Source organism: Pedobacter miscanthi (genome assembly GCF_003315595.1).
Taxonomy (GTDB): domain Bacteria; phylum Bacteroidota; class Bacteroidia; order Sphingobacteriales; family Sphingobacteriaceae; genus Pedobacter; species Pedobacter miscanthi.
The window spans coordinates 446487-465182 of the sequence record NZ_QNQU01000001.1; the positions used below are offsets into that span (position 1 = coordinate 446487).

11 protein-coding genes are annotated in these 18696 nt (G+C 43.5%); 7 read left to right on the top strand and 4 right to left on the bottom strand.

What is annotated here, in order from left to right; translation table 11 throughout:
- The first annotated feature begins 657 nt into the window (after window positions 1-657).
- From DRW42_RS02060 to DRW42_RS02070, 3 genes are all read left to right on the top strand, one after another.
- Window positions 658-3933 (top strand): SusC/RagA family TonB-linked outer membrane protein, encoded by a 3276-nt coding sequence (locus DRW42_RS02060; protein WP_158544255.1) that lies wholly within the window; start codon window positions 658-660, stop codon window positions 3931-3933.
- Between the two features lie 10 nt (window positions 3934-3943).
- Window positions 3944-5413 carry a RagB/SusD family nutrient uptake outer membrane protein gene (locus tag DRW42_RS02065; protein WP_113947146.1) on the top strand — a complete coding sequence of 490 codons (1470 nt, stop codon included), beginning with the start codon at window positions 3944-3946 and terminating at the stop codon, window positions 5411-5413.
- An 80-nt stretch (window positions 5414-5493) separates the two neighbouring features.
- On the top strand, window positions 5494-8292 hold the full coding sequence (locus DRW42_RS02070) for a M16 family metallopeptidase (RefSeq protein ID WP_113947147.1): 2799 nt from the start codon (window positions 5494-5496) through the stop codon (window positions 8290-8292).
- Between the two features lie 487 nt (window positions 8293-8779).
- Here DRW42_RS02070 and DRW42_RS02075 read toward each other — a convergent pair whose 3' ends face one another.
- Window positions 8780-9058: a helix-turn-helix transcriptional regulator gene (locus tag DRW42_RS02075; protein ID WP_113947148.1), complete on the bottom strand. Its 279-nt coding sequence runs from the start codon at window positions 9056-9058 to the stop codon at window positions 8780-8782.
- 382 nt (window positions 9059-9440) lie between these two features.
- On the opposite strand from DRW42_RS02075, the gene DRW42_RS02085 reads away from it, so the two are divergent.
- The 4 genes from DRW42_RS02085 to DRW42_RS02100 all read left to right on the top strand — a co-directional run bounded on the left by DRW42_RS02085 (window position 9441) and on the right by DRW42_RS02100 (window position 12716).
- Window positions 9441-10589, top strand: coding sequence for a hypothetical protein (locus tag DRW42_RS02085; RefSeq protein ID WP_113947150.1), 1149 nt, complete (start codon window positions 9441-9443; stop codon window positions 10587-10589).
- 423 nt (window positions 10590-11012) lie between these two features.
- Window positions 11013-11588, top strand: a complete 576-nt coding sequence (locus DRW42_RS02090) for a Crp/Fnr family transcriptional regulator (protein ID WP_147243649.1) — start codon at window positions 11013-11015, stop codon at window positions 11586-11588.
- 182 nt (window positions 11589-11770) lie between these two features.
- A complete protein-coding gene (locus DRW42_RS02095) occupies window positions 11771-12214 on the top strand; it encodes a MauE/DoxX family redox-associated membrane protein (RefSeq protein WP_113947152.1) in 444 nt (147 codons plus the stop codon).
- A 121-nt stretch (window positions 12215-12335) separates the two neighbouring features.
- Window positions 12336-12716: a hypothetical protein gene (locus tag DRW42_RS02100; RefSeq protein ID WP_113947153.1), complete on the top strand. Its 381-nt coding sequence runs from the start codon at window positions 12336-12338 to the stop codon at window positions 12714-12716.
- Window positions 12717-12781: 65 nt separating this feature from the next.
- Here the strand turns inward: DRW42_RS02100 and DRW42_RS02105 are convergent, their stop codons facing one another.
- Genes DRW42_RS02105 through DRW42_RS02115 form a run of 3 tightly spaced genes read right to left on the bottom strand, consistent with a single transcriptional unit; the run spans window position 12782 to window position 18005 of the window.
- Window positions 12782-14128, bottom strand: a complete 1347-nt coding sequence (locus DRW42_RS02105) for a RagB/SusD family nutrient uptake outer membrane protein (RefSeq protein WP_158544256.1) — start codon at window positions 14126-14128, stop codon at window positions 12782-12784.
- 39 nt (window positions 14129-14167) lie between these two features.
- Window positions 14168-17428 (bottom strand): SusC/RagA family TonB-linked outer membrane protein, encoded by a 3261-nt coding sequence (locus DRW42_RS02110; protein ID WP_113947155.1) that lies wholly within the window; start codon window positions 17426-17428, stop codon window positions 14168-14170.
- A gap of 1 nt (window position 17429) precedes the next feature.
- Window positions 17430-18005: a TlpA family protein disulfide reductase gene (locus DRW42_RS02115; RefSeq protein WP_113947156.1), complete on the bottom strand. Its 576-nt coding sequence runs from the start codon at window positions 18003-18005 to the stop codon at window positions 17430-17432.
- Window positions 18006-18696 lie beyond the last annotated feature (691 nt).

Genomic DNA, 18696 nt, shown 5'->3' on the forward strand with positions numbered 1-18696 from the left:
AAAAGAACCGGGTTAGCCGTGGCATTAAAGTACCTGCCCCATCCAGGTCCCGAACATGATCTTTGTGCCGGGCTGCCCAAATGGGATGGATAGACTTAACCTGTCTTTTTTTCGGCGGTCGGGGTAAAAATGATAATTGTTACCTCTTAAAAACTGCAATACTTTCATCTTAGAAACCCTTATGAGTAACAGCAACCTCTGGTTCGAGGGGAATATCAAAATATCGGTAACAACAGTTAGGCTCCCCGAACAATTGGGATGGCTTTAACCACCGCCAAAAACCAATCTCAATTACTTTAAAGATCAATAGTTTACACAAAACAGCGGGCCGGTAAATATTTTTTGATTTTTTTATACTACTTTTTAGGCAGGGAACTGTAATAGATATTAACAAGCCTGGAAAAATAAACCTAAAAGTAACTAACTAACTAACTAACTAACCAGAAAAATCCATGAAGAAAATTTACTTTATGCCAATAGGCTGACCAAGATCAGCCTTAAAAGTGGTTATGCGCTAACATAGCCCGCAAAAGTATCGGCATGCTTTTGCAGTAATCGTCGACAATCAACCAAACAAGCAACTCTAAACCAAAAAGCATGGAATTTTCCACTTTGAACCATCCGCCATCGATATGGTGGACAAAATGTATTAAGATAATGAAACTAACTATCTTCATTATTATATTGGCCTGCATGCACGTCCATGCAGACAGCTTCGGCCAACTGATTACCCTGAAAGAAAAGGACGCAAAAATTGAGAGGATTTTTTCGCGACTCGAGAAGCAGAGCGGAGTATCATTCTTTTATAAAGATGTCGTTCTGAAAGCCATGCCGGTTGCAAGTATTAATGTGTCAAATGTATCCCTTCCAGATGCTCTCGACCAACTTCTTGGAAACAGTCCCTTATCATTTAATATTGTTGATAATACCGTTGTCATCAGTAAGAAAGACCAAACACAGCTGCCGGCGAACAAAATGCTATTAATCAACGGGCATGTCCAGGATGAAAACGGGAAACCCTTACCCGGGATTACTGTGACCTCAAAACGTACCGGGACCATATCCCAGACCGATTTACAGGGCCAGTTCACCATTATTGTCCCTGATTCGAAAGAATCGGTAGTACAGTTTACCTGTGTCGGTTATGAATCCAGGGAACTTAAATTAAAAGCCCCTATCCTAAACCTGACAGTCACAATGAAACAGGCGGTCGGTTCACTGGACCAGGTCCAGATTCTCGCGTACGGAACTTCGACCAAGCGTAACCTGACCGGGAATGTTACCACGATAACGGCAAGTGATATCGAGAAAAGTCCTGTGCAGAATGTACTTCAAGCGTTGCAGGGAAGAGTCCCCGGATTATTCATTCAGCAGAATACCGGGCTTCCCGGGAGTTCATTTAATGTGACAATCCGTGGTGGAGGAAGTTTTTTTGGGGCAAATGCCAGTCCGTTATATATTGTAGATGGGGTAACCTATCCTGCCGGCACAACATTACCATTATTGAATGGCTATATCAACAGTAGCGGCCAGCTTACCTCCCCGAAAGGCCAGGGAGGGAATGCACTTAACTTTCTAAACGTGAATGATATCGAATCAGTTACCATACTCAAAGATGCAGATGCGACAACAATCTATGGTTCCAGAGGAGCCTATGGTGTTATTCTTATAACGACTAAAAAAGGTAAGGCAGGAAAAGCTTCGCTGGATTTTAACGTATATACCGGTATAAACCTACCTGGGCAGACTGCCGAGCTATTGAATACAGAGCAATATTTAGCTTTACGCAGGGAAGCACTGAAAAATGACGGTACAACTCCCGGTGCCCTTGATCTGGACCTGACTGTCTTCCCACAGGATGCCTACACGGATTGGGCGAAAGAGGGACTGAGACGATCTTCCAGTACCACATCGTCAAATTTGACCCTTTCAGGTGGAAATGGTGCTACCAACTACAGGATCAGCGGTAATTACCAATATCAGGACAGTCCCCAGAAAGGAAAAGGTGATGTAAACACGGGAGGATTGAGCTTAAATGTCAATTCCAAGCCTATTGATAAAGTATTGGTGGATTTGAGCGTTGGCTACACAACAGATATAAATACGCTAATACCATTCGACCTGGCCGGGGCAGGCATTTTGACCGCTCCGAACCATCCAGCATTTGTCAATAGTGATGGCACGCTAAATTGGTCGGAAACTGTTAATCCATATGCGGCACTGAATGCGGTCAGTAAGGTAAAGACCAATAATTTGTTGACAACCTTAACAATGAACTACATGCCGGTTAAAGGACTGAACATAAATGGTACAATCGGATATAATTACCTCAGCGGAAATGAGTTTAGGGCCAAACCTACCTCCTTCTTTAATCCCAACCAGTCCAATGTAAACACCCTGACCACCTCGGATCAGAATATCTACCATCAGAGAACACTCAATATGGATTTCAATGCTTCCTACGAAGTGAAAACCTGGAAAAAAGGACTATTGAGTTTAAGGTCAGGCCTGACCCTGCAGGATGGGCTGACTTATGGGTTAACCACAAATGGCATCAATTTCATTGCCGACGCCTTACTGAACAATCCGGGGAGCGCGGTAACGGTAACCTCTACATATAGCCAGCTACCTAATAAGTATGCAGGGTATTTTGCCAGCGCAAGATATACATGGGATAATAAATATATATTGAACCTTAGCGGAAGATATGATGGTTCGACCAAATTCGGCCCAAATAAAAGATTTGGCCTATTCGGCTCACTGGGGGCAAGTTGGATCATGAGTGATTATAAATGGTTCCGCGATAACCTCGGCTTTATCAGCTTTGCAAAATTACGGGGAAGTATAGGTACAGTAGGCGGCGATGCGATCGGAAATTACCAATACCTTCCAACATTTGTGAGTTCTCTTGCATACCTGAACAAGTCGACCCTGCGTTCAATAGGTATCTCAAATCCGGACCTTCACTGGGAAAAGAAGAGAGAAGCTGAAGTCGGGGCATTGTTTGAATTTTTAAAAGGGAGAATCTCACTGGAGGGGGCTTATTATACCAATAGATCAAGTGACCTGTTAAGTTCTTACCCTTTAAGTTCGGTGACAGGATATACTTTTCAGGTCATTAATTCCCCGGCACTTATCAGCAGCAGTGGGTGGGAATTCAGCTTCAATACCAAAAATATTTCTACCTCCAAGTTCAGATGGTCTACTTCGGTGAATATGTCTATACCAAAAAGTAAACTCTTGGATTTCAATGGGGCAAACCTGCTTAACACAAACTATGAAGTCGGGAAGCCGCTTACAGGTACTAAGGTTTTTCATACAACCGGGGTGAATCCCGAAACCGGAAACTATAATTTTACGAACAGGTTCGGCGAAACCCAGGAGTTCGGAATTTTCAGCGCTAAACAACTGGATCCCATTTTGGACAAAACGATATTTATCGATCTGGCTCCGAAATATTTCGGAGGAATTAACAATTCATTCAGCTACGGTAATTTTAACCTGGATGTACTTATTGATTTCAGAAACAGAATGGGGAATAATTTCTGGGGTACCCAGCAATTTTCCATCGGCATCAGTGGTCAGAACTCATCAGTTCTTGCACTGGAAAGGTGGCAGAAACCCGGTGATGTGACCGACGTTCCCAGGGCTACTGCAGGTTTAGGACAGCTATTAAAGACCAACTTTAATGTAAGTGACGGTGCTTATAGCCGAATCATAACTGCCCGTATCAGCAATGTCTCCCTATCCTATAATTTTGATGAAGGAATGCTGAAGAGAATACATCTGAGAAGATTGAATGTTTTTGCAAGGGGACAGAATCTTTTTGTTTTCAGCAATCTTGATTCACATGGCCTGGATCCTGAAAATCTCAATTTAGGTGCCCAAGGTCCATTGAGAGTGATGACGTTGGGCTGTAATATAACACTTTGATAAACGAAATATGAAAAATAAAATTAATTTCAAAATCAACCAAACAATAGTTATAGTATTGATATCGTTGGGCATATTCACCAGTGGTTGTGAAAAGTATCTTGACATCCCTCTTCCGGTTGACAGAATCGCAGGCGAAGGTGCCTTTTTAACTGACAATTCAGCATCTGCGGTTGTATCCGGGAACTTCACCGCGATGTATAACGGATTTGGCAACATTAGTTCCACCCTGACCGGAGGAAAGAGTATTGGTTTTTTGACTGGTCTTTATTCAGATGAAGTCCAGCCGTTGATTCAGAATGATTTAGTCAGCGCTACATTTTATAAAAATATTCTGAAGCCGGAAGATGTTAATACCTGGCGGGATAGTTATTCCCAATTAGTTGGCGTAAACGTTGCCATCGAGGGTATTAAAAGCACCAAGGGTCCGCTCCAGTATAAATCACAGTGGTTGGGTGAAAGCTTAGTTACAAGGGCTTTTATATATTTTAACCTCGTGAATCTCTTTGGCGATGTTGCCCTGACCACTACCGGGGAGGCCAAAATAAACAATACCATCGGGCGTTCTGCCAAAAGTGAAGTTTATGGGCAGATTGTAAAGGATCTTCAGGAAGCACAAAGCCTGTTATCCACTGATTATAAAGATGGTTATGCAGTCACTACAAGCGATCGCGGCAGGCCAAATAAACTTGCTGCAACAGCGCTCTTAGCCAAAGTCTATCTATACCAGAAAGACTGGAAAAATGCCGAAGATCTCGCCACTACAATCATCAATAACCCTGCATTTCAGCTTGCGCCCTTAGCTACGGCATTTGCCACTGCCAGTAAAGAAACAATATGGGCCGTGGGTGCACCTACCGGTGCATCAAACATCAATGAATATAATCTCTATAATGGAGGGATGCCTGCAAATAGCCCGAGTCCGGGCACTTACGCCACAGGGGCAATGAGCAACTCTCTGGTATCCAGTTTTGAACAGGGAGACCAGCGGTTCTCCACCTGGGTACGGATAAATACCATTCCCGCAAAGCCGGCAAATGGTACTACTCCGGCCAGCCCAGCTGTAAATTACTACTTCCCGAACAAATATAAAGCTGGTTCGGCACCGGTTGAGCATGCAATCGTACTGAGATTAGCGGAACTTTACCTGATCCGTGCAGAGGCGCGTGCAAATTTATCAAATGTGGATGGTAGCAGAGCAGATATTAATGTGATCAGATCACGTGCCGGACTTGGCGCCACTACGGCAGCTAATAAAGAGGCCTTGATCGAAGCCATAATAAAGGAACGGAGGAATGAGCTTTTTACCGAGCTCGGAAACAGGTATTTTGATCTGAAACGCACAGATAAGATAGATGCGGTGATGAACATCGAAGCACCTTTGAAGGGCGGCGTATGGAACCCTTTAAGAGTGTACTGGCCTATACCGACAGAAGACATCAAAGCTAATCCCAACCTGACCCAAACCCCTGGTTATTAATCTTCACCAGTTTAGAGATTACAAACATTATCAGCCAACCTGTCCTTACAGGTTGGCTTTTTTTAAACGTTACACATTCAATGAAAACTAAATCCATTATACTTTTTAGCACTTTGCTTCTACTTGTACAGCTGTATGGCTCAGCCCAGATCATTCCCAATGACCCCAAGGTTCTCCGCGGAGTTTTGGAAAACGGCTTTACCTATTTTATTAGACAGAACAAACAGCCGCAAAAACATGCGGAACTCTACCTTGTAAACAAAGTCGGATCCATTCTCGAGGATGAAGACCAGTTAGGGCTGGCCCATTTCATGGAACATATGAATTTCAATGGCACCAAGAATTATCCGAAAAACCAGATGGTTGACTTTCTCCAGAAAGCAGGCATCAGATTCGGGGGTGACCTTAATGCCTACACAGGTTTTGAGGAAACGGTCTACCAGTTACCCATACCTACGGATGATCCAAAAATGATAGGTCAGGCCATTGCGATAATGCGCGACTGGGCCCACGAGGCGGTTCTGGATCCAACCGAAATTGATCACGAGCGCGGGGTTGTACTCGAAGAAGCGCGCCTAGGGAAAGGGGCATCGGATAGAATGGCCAGGCAATATTATCCTGTTCTGCTGAATCAATCCAGATACGCGGAGCGTTTACCTATCGGGAGCGAAGCGCTTTTAAAGTCTTTTAAGGCAGAGGTCCTGCGGCGTTTTTACACCGAGTGGTACAGACCGGATCTCCAGGCGCTCATTGTTGTCGGGGACATTGATCCGCAGGCCGTGGAAACCATGATCAGGAAAGCTTTCGGGGATCTGACCAATCCCATACCATCGCGGAAACGCACAGCTTATGCCGTTGATCTCAATGGAAAAAATAATTTTATCGCCGTAACCGATCCTGAACAAGCGTCCCTGTCAATTGAAATTTTGAGCAAACACAAAATGCATAAACTTTCTACAGAGCAGGACTATAGGACAATAATGACCAAAAGCCTGCTCAACATGATGCTGCAAAGCAGGACGGCAAATGAAAGTTCAAGGGAAATTTCGCCGGACTATATTGGCGTAGGGCTTCAGATTTCAGACTTTTTGGGCGGACTGGATATGTTGAGTTTGAGTACCACTGCCAAACCAGGCAGGCTAAGGGAAGCTTTCCTGCAAACCTACAGGATTTTGGAACGTATAAAAAAACACGGATTTTCAGCAGAGGAAGTTAAAGTAGCAAAGGCCAATTATCTACGCTCGCTGGATCAACAGGTCAGTGAAAAAGATAAGACACCCTCCAGTGCCTACGTTAAGGAATATCAGGAACTCTTCTTAAAAAACACCGCAGCGCCAGGTATTGACTGGGAACATGCCTTTATCAGGGCCAACCTGGATTCGATCAGTAAAAATGACATCGAAAAATTATTGGGGGAATATCGCTCCTCTGAAAACACCGACATTCTTATAACCGCGCCGCAGAGCGAAAAGCAAAACCTACCTGACTCCCTCACTGTAGCAAAATGGATAAACGGGGTATCAAATGAGACATTAACCAATTATGTTGATGAAAAAGTTGCCCTTTCGCTATTTGAAAACAAGCCTTTAGCGGGAAAGATAATCTCAAGAAAATCTATTGCTTCGATAAATGCCACAGTTGTTCAATTCTCGAACGGAGTGAAAGCGATCCTGAAGCCTACAGATTACAAAGATGATCAGATTATGTATGGTGCTTACGCGCTGGGGGGAGCTAATATTTTCGAGGGTGATGATTACACGATGGCTTCGAACGCCGCAGGATTAGTGTCAAGAATGGGTTACGGAAGTTTCAGCAGACCACAGCTGGACAAACTGATGAGTGGAAAATCAGCAAGCTCGGTGGTAAATATAAATGCAAACTCTTTTATCGTAAGGGGGAATTCATCGGTAAAGGATATTGAAAGTGCCTTACAGCTAACCTTTCTACAATTTACGCGCCCAAGAAAAGATTCATTGACATTTTACAACACCTTAAATAGCGCTATAGCCGGCCTGGCCAACCGTTATGCGGATCCCAATAAAGTATTTGCCGACACAATGAGCTATGTTAATGGGAATTACGACTATAGAAGCGCCCCTCCCACTGCTGAAAAACTCTCCAAGGTCAAACTTGACCGCACACTGGAGATATACAATAAGGGCTTCGGGGATGCATCTGATTTCACTTTTGTTTTTGTAGGGAATTTTGAAACAGATGACTTAATTCCCCTGCTCCAGCGTTACCTTGGCGGTCTTCCATCCAAAAACAGAACAAAAAAAATACATGATACAGGCGTGCATATCCCATCCGGACAGATCATAAAGAAGGTATATAAGGGATCTGAAAATAAGGCTATCGTCACCATTCTGCTGAGCGGGACCTATACCTATTCCCAACAGGAGAATATCCGGTTGAAAGCGCTGGGAGATATTTTACAGATCAAGGTCCTTGAGCAGTTACGCGAAGCAGAAGGACAGGTGTACAGTCCCCAGGTGCAGACGCAATACACAAAATACCCCCAGAACCGTTTTGCTTTGAGCATCAGCTTTGGATGTGCCCCGGAAAATGCAGACAAGCTCACGGCAATGGTAGGGAAAGAGTTTGAGGAATTGAGGAATAATGGACCCGAACAGGTGGATATTGATAAATTTACCGCCCAGTACGAAAAGACGATGGAACTAGCGGAACGCGACAATGGATTTTGGCTGAATTACATCCTGGGCCAAAGCGAGGCCGGAGAGGATCAGGGGCAGATTAAGGATGTTCGCGCTTTAGTGAAGGCAATTACGGGCGCATCTCTGAAAAAATCGGCAGAAACCTTTCTTTCCCAAAAAAACAGGATCATATTTCAGTTGTTACCAGTTAATGCTGCGAAATAACCAATTCTCTTTAGCTCTGTCCATTTGGACAGAGCTAAAAATCCGCAGTTTAAGTGACAATTTGTATTACCAATTCCCGACAGCTAACTATGTCCCATAAACCAGGTAAATAAAAGTACTCGGCAGCTCATTTTAAATGGGTTTAAACTTCGGAAATGCAGGACTGAAGAAATGATATTCCGCTTGGATATATATGGAGAAGTCAGAAATTATAACAAAATCCTGATCAAATATTTTTTTCCGGCTTAACCTATCCATTAATTTTTCCTATCGCAACCTGAACTCTTAATACACAGACAGTGATTACCCCAACTTCCCTGAATGGACGGAAATCAGATATTTAAGTTAACCCAAGCATTAAATTTAAATAAACCCAAAGCGCGTGTCCGGACAGTTATAACCTAGGATCGAAGTTGTTAAGTACCCAAGAACGGGATATTGATAACCACCATAGCCTATAAAGTCTGCCGGTATCACGAAATATCCATCACACCCTGCCCCTTCTCTTACTTTCTTTAAACTCGTTCAAAAGCTGACTCTTAAAATACTTATCCCCGCCAGGTAGTTTCAGCGGCCTGAGCGTTCCCTCTTTAACCTTTCGCTTATAAGTACTTTCGCTTATCCCAAGATAATCTTTGACCTGCTGGCGGTCCATCTGTGGATCCTCTTCAAATGCAAGATTACCATGATACCTGCTATTATAAACCAGAACCAGTATCTGGTAGATTTTGGACAGGACATCCAAGAGTGCATCAATTTTGTTCATGACAATAGGTTTAAGTCTCAAGATCGAAGCTCGATCAGTTCCCTATATCCCAAAGGGAACACCATCAATGTGACCAGATCAGTTAAACATCCTATAAACAAAACACAAAACCCCGGTATACATCAAAAAAGCATCTATCCCGGCAAATAAAACATATTTACCAACACTTGTCAAGTTGCCAAACGGTTGCTGGAAACAGCAACCCGCAGATAAAAAAAAACAGCCGCATAAAAAAACCAGCATCAAAGGCTGAAGCCCTGCAACATACGGCATTTCACCACGGGGAACGGCCACTTCACCATGGGAAACGGCCATTTCACCAAGGTAATATGATCGGTAGCCCCCAAAATTTTACTTTAAGGAAATCTCCCAATTAAAAAAAATGAATTACGAACTCACCACCTACCGCCAGCTTTTTGATAAAGCCATTAAAAACACCGGGGCAGCAGAGATTGACATAGAATACCTTGGATCAGAAATTACACAGGAATCCCAGCGGATCCTTAACACTTTACTGGTCACTACCGCACAAATGGAGCCATCGAAGATACAGCAATATATCCAGCAGCATCAACTGGCCATCCATATTATACTTGAAGAAACCGATACCGCAAAACTTAAAAAAAATGTGGATAAAATGGAAGAAAGTAAACACATTATTGAAACTTTCGAATCCTCATCAGAAATCCTCCTCTATGAATTCCAAAAATATTTCCCAGCTTACTTCAACCATCAAAGCATGCTTCCTCCAGCCCTGTTAAGAAGCGCAAAAGCGCAGATTCAGCAAAAATCTTCCCAGCTGCTAAACGTGTTTACATCTAGAAAAAAACCTAACCAGCCCATGAACGGATTAGAGGAAATTCTAAGCGGAATATTCAACAGCCACAAAAGCATGAACTACACACAAAAAGCATATATGGAGTTCTTTCTGGATACACTGAGCGAAGTACTTGAAAAAATAGAAGCCGGTATCGAACTGCTCGAGATCATTCTGGCCATCATTTCCCTAAACTACAACCATCCCCTTTTTTATGATTTCTGTTGCAGGTATTTTCGCAGCGAGGTTGACCGCTGTGAGGAACTTTCCTCCCAGGTAACCACATTGAACTTCATCAAAAAATCCATTAGCCAGACCAGCCCCCTGACCGGTGGAACCTATAACCCGGCCCTTCCGGAAATCCAGGTCAGCCTGCTAAAATTCATCACATCAGAACTGGATTATCTGAACTCCATGGATGGCATCGGTGCCCACCTCTACCAGCATGGACTGCTTGATGAACACTATAAGGTGACCCTCACGGTAAAGCAGCTTGCTATTTTTATCCACCTTCAGGTAGAAGCCAACATCATCATAGCCCCAAGCCCCAAGCTTCTCCATGAATATATTGCCAAACATTACCGCACCAACGAAACCGATAGGATTTCAGCGAAGAGTTTTAAAAATGCCTACTACAGCGCCTCTACCGAAGACCTTGAAAAAGTAATCGACAAAATCGTAACCATGCTTTCCCTGGCGCAGGAAAAGCTATAGCAATTCCATACCTGTCATTGGCATAAGGCTAAAAATCCTTTTACACTTTAGTAACCTGACATCAGTTTTATAGGGGTCTGAAATTCTGTCTGCATTGCGGGAAACGCCCTTGATCTGGTTACCGGCCATCGCCTTGTAAAACCCGGACTCTATCCCCTCCAGGTTACCAATTATTAAAAAAGTTATGCGTAATTATAACAGGTAAAGAGCTTGTATACATCAAAATCCAATGCATCACCCTACCTTACCCTTTTCCACCCTCCGGGTATTTAAATAAAAGATAGCCAAAATATCTACCGCCTAAAGCCCAACTTATACCGCAAGCCCCAAAATTCTATGGTAAAACATCAGGGTTGCCCGGGGTTGCTGGTCCAGCAACTTGACAAAGCAAAAAAAGGACATTTCTTTACAGGAAAAAAGAAAATGGAAACAGAATACTATTTTGCCGCATTAAGAAAATATGACCAGCTGCCGATCGGTCTTGAAGCCTATCTAACCCAGGCATTAAAAACCCGGCAGTTCAAAAAAAAACAAAAAATCACACAGAATACACCTACTGAAACCTTCCTATCCTGTATAACCAGTGGAGCAGCCAGGCTTTATTCGACCGACAGGGAGACGCACCAAGAGCAGTCCTTGGATTTTTTCTTTAAAGGGGATTTTATCCCTTTAATCTACCACACCGACCTAAACCAGAAAAAAGATCTGTCCATAGAATTCCTTGAAGATACCACAGCGCTGGCAATTACCGAAAAACATTATCTTTTTTTGCCCAAAATATTCCCCCAGATCCTACACCTCTACCACAACATCCAACAAAAACACTACCTCAACCAGATCGAACGGAATATCCTCAGGGAAATTCTGTCCGCACAGACACGTTACGACCAGCTACAGACACTAAGACCAGAACTGTTTAACAGGCTGTCCATTATCGATATGGCCTCCTTCCTCGGAATCCATCCCAACACCCTAAGTGCATTGAGGGGGAAAAAATAAAATAAATCAATAAAAACAAACAAAAAAACTGAGTAAGACCATGGGTATTGCCCCAAATCAGGGTAATACCTATTTCAGATTAGATTAAAAAATTCATTTAACGCACATTTTCTAATCCGGATATGAACCCAAAATCCCAAAGACTCTTGAGATTTACATCAGGAAACTGAAAAACAAAAAAAATGAAAACATTAAAAAACAGAGACTTAGCTATTAGAATTATCACCAGCCTGCTGATCGTCCTCTGGGTATATACCGCCGGGTCAAAGCTTATGGATTTTCCAGATTTCAAAAACCAGCTGCGCCTCCAGCATTTCAGCGAAACCACCTCCAGTATCCTTATCATTGCCCTACCCCTAACCGAACTCATTACCGCAGTACTGCTCGCTACAAAATACCACAAACACGGACTAAAAATATCACTGATCCTGCTGACCATTTTCACCGGCTACATCATCCTCATATTAAGCGGCTACTACATCAAAGCACCATGCAGCTGTGGCGGTGTACTCAAGTTCCTGGGATGGCGGCTGCACCTGCTATTCAACCTATTCTTTCTCAGCATAAATATCCTGGCACTCTATCTATTCACCACAAAAGAAAGGAGGCAGGGAAAATCGGACTGAACAAAACAAGTGCAGGTCAAGCAGCTTCTCCGGCACGGCAATAAAAAAAATAAACAATTACGGTGCAAGGCACCATTACCTAAATTTTTTGCCGGTTTTTCAAGAAAAACCCTCTTAAACTATGAACACTTTAAAAAAAATCAGCTTTGGCGCATTCGCCTTTATTTTCGGTCTTACTTTGGTATTGACCCAGTCTGCTTTTAAACCAGTAGGTATCCTAGCAAACCTTAAACGTTCGCCGGTAACACTCAACTATCAGAGTAGCGATTTCTCTCAAACGGAAGTTGAGAAAGAATCCAACTGGACTACTGCCTCAAATCCAGAGACCTGTGACAATACAGATCAGGTACCATGTACAATTACCATTGATAACAGCTACGTCAGCGGCGGGGTACTTCAAAATACCGCAGGACTCGTTGCGGCCCACAATTCTCTTACCGACACCTATTACATAGACCGTTCAGAGGATGAATTGATGGAAAAAACAAACAGAGCACAGTAAAATAGTGACAAAGCCAGGGCCATCCGGCCCTGTGCTTTGAATGTTAACTAAACCTAAATTAAAAATTAATTCTGCGGAATTCCCGTCAGTTCAATAATGTCAGCGGGTAAAGGAACCGCATAGAATAATGAATTGGGTTCCAAAAAATAACTGACACCATTAATCACCCGCTGAAGCCTAATCTCCTCGCCCTCTTTGTTATATCTTTTAAGATCTGCCCAGCGCAGCCCCCTCATCAGCAGTTCTTTCCTACGCTCGGTGCGTATTTTCCTCAATGCGTCTATTTTATTAACCGAAGTGAGAGGTGAATACGGTGCCGAAACCCTCCATCTTTTTTTCAGAAGAAAATTTAAGTCGTCCATTGCACCGCCGATATCACCTAACCAAGCCTTTGACTCGGCCCTGTTAAGATATATTTCATCAGTGGCAAAACCGCTGAAAAGTACAGATGCACTGGAGCTATAACTGCCCTTAAACTGTTGATATAGACCATTAGCCTTAAAATATGCAGTTTTCCTGAGATCATTTGGCAGATACGAATTATATAGTGCCGTATCTATCCTTGCCGAACTTGGTGCATGCAGACCAAAGCCTGTGGACATTTCGGTGTAAAAAACTGTCTCTTTATTGAACTTTTTAAAAGGTACATTCAGGGTTAGCCCAAGCACATCAGTATCAGTATTAAAGTCCATGAGCTCAGATTTTATCTTTAAACATTTATCGGCATAGATAAGAGCATTTTCATAATCCCTCATATATAAATAGATTCTTGAAAGCTGGGCAAAAGCGGCAGCTTTGGAAGGTCGTGTCAGCACGACCGGAATATCAGGCAGCAATGCAGAAGCCTCTTCTGCATCTCTAATCGCTTGCCCGAGGCATTCGTTAACGGTGGATCTGACCGAGCGGATATTGAAGTCTGAACTCAGCCTGATTACCACCCCAGGTTCATTCCCAGAGGTAGCGGAGTTAAACCCGAGTCCATACTGCGCAGTAAGCAAATAAAGATAATAGCTCCTAAAAAAAAGTGAAGAGCCTTTTACATTGTCCCATTCCACCGCATTTTTGTTATTTCTCCCCAACTTATCCAGGAGCTCAAGACTTAGGTTAGCGTTATAAATGGGCAGATAGCCATTCGACCAGTCGTTTGGAAACTGGTAATCAAACTTTTTCCACACGTAGATATCCCTGACCGATTGGTTCAGTGTACCTATCGTCGGAAGAAAAAAGTCTCCTCCAACGGCTTCTGCGTAAGAAGGCGTTCTACCATTGTTCATCTGACCAACATCATCCAAAATTCCCTGGATTTCATTAAGCTTGCCTGGAATTAAAAGTTTCGAATCTGACTTTATGTCCAGATATTTTTCGCAACCCATAAATGACATTACGATGCCGGTACATACCAGCAATAACATAAAATTGTTGACTTTCATAATCTTTGATTTTCACCTCATTTAAAAACTTCCCTTAATCCCAATTGTGTACCCCTTAGTCTGCGTAACCTGATCCAAATAATCTGGATCAAGCCCAAATTTGTTCGCCTTCCACAAGAGGCCCAGGTTTGCCGCATTGGCAAATACATCAAGCGTCCTGAAAGGTATCCTCCATTTTTCGGCATTGAGGTGGTAACTAAAATTCACGTAATCCAAGCGTATATTGTCCCCGGCAATGACATTAACCTCTGCGCTCGAGTAAAAACTATCCCGCTGCGAATTTTGTGGATATACAAAAGATGGAACCGTGGTAACTACCTCATCCCCCGAACGCTGCCACCTCAAATAATAATCAGGATGCAACAATCCCGAGCCGATAGCTTCCGAAGAACTGAAAGACCGCTTTTTCACAAAATATCCAAATCTGTAACTGATATTAAAAGAAAGCGTGAAATTGCGGAAGCTTAACGAATTGATCAGCGAGCCGAAAGATGTAGGACTTGCAGGCCCTATGTATTCTATATTTGCAGCATTCAGACGTCCTTCTGCTGCGATAGCCGTATAATCGGTACTCAGGTTTCCCTTGAGATAACCCATAGGATTGCCAGCACCATCAAGACCGCCCCATCTGTAGGCCGAAATCGAATAAAGCGGCAGCCCCACTACAGGCGTTATTGAAGATCCCCCGCCAAGCAGTGCCGAAAGGCTGTTATTGGTTGAATAATACTTTACCGTTTTACTTTTGTTCAAACTAAAATACAGGTCGCTTGACCAATTGAAACCATCCCCAAGAATATTTTTGCTATGTAACTCTGCATCCAGCCCCTTTCCTTCCATGTCCGCTACGTTTCTGGTAAGCTCAGCAGATGCTCCCCAAGCGGTGTAATCGTAAAGGTAAGAGCCATAAAGATCCGAACCGTGCTTGCGGTAATAGGCAATGCTACCCCTCACCCTGTCTCCCCGAAGGCCAAAGTCCACCTTAAGATTGACCTGGGATAGTTGCTCCCAACGTAAATCAGGGTTATTAATCCTCGATATCCTCACAAATGGAAGGGTGGACGCAGAATTTGACCCCATTGCTCCAGTGGCATAAGCGGTTTTGGAGAGATCCACATTCCCACTCTTGCCATACGTTAGCGTAAGCCGGAGCACAGGTAGCCAGGACAGATTATAAAAGGGTTCCTGTGATAAAGACCAGCCAAGACCAGCAGACCATAATGGCTTCCATTTATCGTTCGTATTGGCACCGAAAACATTTGAACCATCTCTTCTGATACTTCCAGAAAGCCTATATCTGCCCCTATAACTGTATGAACCGTTGCCATAAAAACTGATAAAGCGGTTTTGTGTACTTACCAAATTCATGCCTCCCGGTATAGGAGATGAAATTCCAGTAATAAAATTGGGATAGCTACCCGTAAAATCAACCGCCTGGTAGATCAATGGATCATCCTGATAACCATATAACACATTGCCACTACCTTCTAACCTGGCCTCGCGTATTTCTGCGCCGGCAAGAAAACCTATCGAAGACACCCCAATGTTTTTATCCAGGTTAACCTGTAGCCTGGCTGTAGAAGAAGAAACTTCCTGACGATCTGTGTTCAGACTGCCCCCATTTGGTATAACATATCTGATCACTCCAGTGGCCCTATTGAGTTGGCTGAAGGAATTTACAAGGTTCCTGGAAGCAAAACTCTCCCCGTCCGAAACCTGAATATTGGTCAAATCCTGTTTCTGGCGCTGATAACTTGCCTCCAAATTAAGAAAATCCAAAAGCTTATAGCGCAGGCTACCAAATCCAAGCAGTTCTTGCCTGTTAAAAGAAGAACGTGCATGTTTGTATTCCTCTGTAGGGTAATAGTTCCAATCAAGCAACTTTCCCGTTCCCGCAGTATCTGTATAATTGGCCCTAAATTCCCGGGCCCAGGGAAGTGGATTTCCGGCCGCATCCCGTAGTAGAGAATAGCCCTGCCTACTACCAACAAGTACCGATCCATAAGCCGGACGTCCCGAACTACCTGAAGAAAAGGACAAACTAATCGATGTAGATAGGGTAAGCCTTGGATTAATTAGCGTTTCCTGAGCATATCTCAGATTGTACCTACGCGAACCAGCAAAACTCTGATCATACCCCCTATCGATGGCGGCAGTGACCGATTGCGAATTTTTTGCGGTTCCAGACCTGATACTTACACTGTATTGCTGTAGGAGCCCATGAGAATAAAACTCCTTCAGCCATTCCTGTTTAAGATCAGTTGATCTGAACGCCTCAAGTCCCTCCTCGAGCTGGGCCGCAGTAATTTGCCCTTTCCGCCTTGACAAAAACAGCTCAACTCCAGGTGAAAGTGCGGAATAACCATTAACTATTCTTGCATCAAAATAACCCTTATCAAAAAGAAAACGCTCAACATCCAGAACATCCGCAGTTGCAGCCTGTTTAAAACCATCCAGATCCGGCAAACTGCGGACAGTAACATTCGCATTAAAGGAAATACTAAGCGACTGGTTCATCCTTGCTTTTTTTGAACTGATCACAATGACCCCGTTTCCAGCTCTTGCACCCCAGATCGATGAAGCCGACGCATCCTTAAGGATAGACACACTCTCAATATCAAACGGATTGATATTATTGATATCCCCTTCATAAATAAAACCGTCCAAGACAATTAGCGGATCAAGCGGACCATTTATTGTACCAAGCCCCCTCACAGATATACCCGTTTTGTTCTGCGGGTTTGAATTGGATTTCCCCACATTCAACAATAAACCAGAACTCTGCCCTAAAAGCCTGTCAAGAATATTTGTACCCGTCCTTGCACCAAGCATCTTAGCGTCGATTACCGAAACCGTCCCATTGGTTTCATTCGGTTTAACCTTTTGATAACCCGTACTGATCTCCACCTGCTCCAGCTCCTTGACCTGCTGAATCATCCGTACAACTATTGGAGCTGAAAGGTCACTCTCCTTTCTCAATATCCGCATTGCCGGATAAAGGTCCACCCTTGAAAACCTCAGCGTCTCTGGAAAAGCCCTGACCACCCATCTGAAATTACCAATCGAATCAGTCCCTGCGGAACCATAATTCTTCGACCTGACATAAACCTGATTGGGAAGCCCATCCGGGACAATCACCTTTCCGGTAATTTTAATCGGGACCTTAAGCTTCTGCCCGAATACGGGAGAATCGAAAAAAGCCAAAAAGCATAAAAGAACCAAAAAAGACCACGCGCTACAAACACGCCCCCCAAGAAGACATCGTTCATTATTACAACCTCCCATATTAAAACTCCTTCCGTTTTAAATTCAGCTCAAGCCCCGCAAAAAAGCGCTCAAAATTAGCCCCCGTAAAATGCGTACCGTCCGTAATCGCCATCACGCGGCGATCCGCCCCGATCCAAACATAATGCGGAAAACTCCTGTGCGGAAAAAGGATAGGCGTAAAACCCTTGTCCCAGATCATTGGCATTGAAAATACCTGCCCAGCCCGCTCATGCTTCTGAACGAAGGCAGTCGTATTCTCCAGCGTATCCACCGTAGAATCATCCACAAGCAAAATCTGCAGATACTTATCATATTTCTTCTGCAGTTCATCCATCTTTGGAAAACTGCTGATACAGGCCCCACACCAGGTTCCCCAAAAATCCAGGATCACCGCCTTACCTTTAAAAGAAGACAGAGAAAGTGGCTTCTTCTCCCCGTTCAGCACATGCATAAACAGCAGATCCGGAACCTTCTCCCCAATCCTGAGCGCAACCTTCCCATAGGGATTAGTAACACCAGCACCACCCGACTGCCCAAAGCCCCTAAAAAAAAGGCAAAGCACAGCCACAGCGATAAAAAATATCGTTTTTTTCATAATAAAATCTCAGTTAGTTGATAAAAGCCCCCCAGAACCCCGGACAGCAAAAAAAAGAAAAAAGAAAGCCCACAAGCACCCCAGAACCAATAACGTGATATTAAAAGGGAAAGCATCTCCTATGGGCCCCGAAGGCTCAAACAGGATTCTTCGGCTTCAAAGCATAAAGCCAGTCAAAAGCAAAAAACACAAACAGGCTCATACACTAAATGGTTAATTACAAAAAAGAAAAAACTAAAAACTAAAAAACACACAAAAGCCAGCCCATCGCATAAAACATGCGCAGCTACGTGAAACCGTATTGGTAATTAGAAAAAAGATACCTACCTTGGGATTGCGAAAAACCATAGTAATGCACCCTTGCCTAAAAAGCAATAAAGGGCTGGCATCAAGCTAAATTAACCCATCGGGAATCAGTGCGCTCTCTCACACCAACCCCCAAAACAACAGGGCTTTTTTACGCTTGAAATTCCAGCACCTGCACTACGATGGAGAACAGATAACGTTCTTTAACAAGAGTTTAATGGAATAACATAATACCACTTCCAGGAAGTGACACGATTTGATGGCGTTTAATTCTTTCGTTTTCATAAACGTTTAATTTTATGTAAAACGATGTACCCACATGCCAATGAAAGGAGCCAGATTGGCAAGAAACCAATAGGCCGAACTTCAATGCTTTTGGCAGAGG